We start from the raw sequence: 1,317 nt of genomic DNA on the forward strand, positions 1-1,317 counted from the left end.
AATCACGAGCGGCGGCGACAGCAGCATCCGGTCGCCGGTCGCGCGCATGATCAGGTTGCCGTTGAAGCAGAAGTCGCGGCAGATCGTGCCGACCTCGCCGCCGTTCGCGAAGCGGCGGCGTTCGGCCGGCGACTCGGCGAGCTGCAGGCTCGCGACCATCCCGTGGCCGTGCACTTCGCCGACGATCGGGTGACGCGCGAAGGTTTCGCGCATCAGCGCCTGGAAGTACGGGCCCGTGTCGTGCTTCACGCGCTCGACGATCCCTTCGTCGCGCAGCAGCTTCAGGTTCGCGACCGCCACCGCCGCCGCGACCGGGTGCCCCGAGTACGTGAGCCCGTGATTGAATTCGCCGTTGTCGATGATCGGGCGCGCGACGCGTTCATGGATACCCACGGCGCCCATCGGCACGTAACCCGAGGTCAGGCCCTTGGCCATCGTGATCAGGTCCGGCTCGAAGCCGAAGTGCTGGTGCGCGAACCATTCGCCGGTGCGGCCGAAGCCGCCGATCACTTCGTCGGCGACGAGCAGGATGTCGTACTTGCGGCAGATCCGCTGGATTTCCGGCCAGTACGTCGACGGCGGGAAGATCACGCCGCCCGCGCCCTGGAACGGCTCGCCGATGAACGCCGCGACGTTCTCCGCGCCGAGCTCCAGGATCTTCGCCTCGAGCTGCTGCGCACGCGCGAGGCCGAACGCTTCGGGCGTTTCGCCGGCTTGAGCTTCGCCGAAGAAATACGGCTGGTCGATGTGCACGATGTTCTCGACCTTCGACGGCATCTGCTCGTGCATGTAGCCCATCCCGCCGAGCGTGCCGCCGGCGATCGTCGAACCGTGATAGCCGTTCCTGCGCGAGATCACGAACTTCTTCTGCGGCTTGCCCTGCACGCGCCAGTACTGGTGCACGAGACGCAGCACGGTATCGTTGCCTTCCGAGCCGCTGTTGCAATAGAAGAAGTGGTTGAAGCCTGCGGGCGTGACCTCGGCGAGCATCGCCGACAGTTCGATTACCGGCGGGTGCGTGGTCTTGAAGAACGTGTTGTAGAACGGCAGTTCCTGCAGTTGGCGATATGCGGCATCGGCAAGTTCCTTGCGGCCGTAGCCGACATTCACGCACCAGAGGCCGGCCATCCCGTCGATGACCTTGTTGCCGTCCGAGTCCCACAGATAGACGCCGTCGGCCTTCACGATCACGCGGCTGCCCGCGCGATTGAGCGCACCCATGTCCGAGAACGGATGGATGTGGTGCGCGGCGTCGAGCGCGCGGTATTCGGCGGTCGAGCGTGCCTGCGTCGTGCGCGGTGCGGTGGCCGGCGCGGC

The 1,317-nt window shown here is 66.4% G+C and carries 1 protein-coding gene; it reads right to left on the bottom strand.

Translation table 11 applies throughout. The annotated features are described in order from the left end of the window. On the bottom strand, positions 1-1,317 hold a 1,317-nt coding region (locus tag DID98_RS35415; RefSeq protein WP_148093557.1), incomplete at both ends, for an aspartate aminotransferase family protein.

This window comes from Burkholderia sp. Bp8984, assembly GCF_003853755.1.
Classification (GTDB): Bacteria; Pseudomonadota; Gammaproteobacteria; order Burkholderiales; family Burkholderiaceae; genus Burkholderia.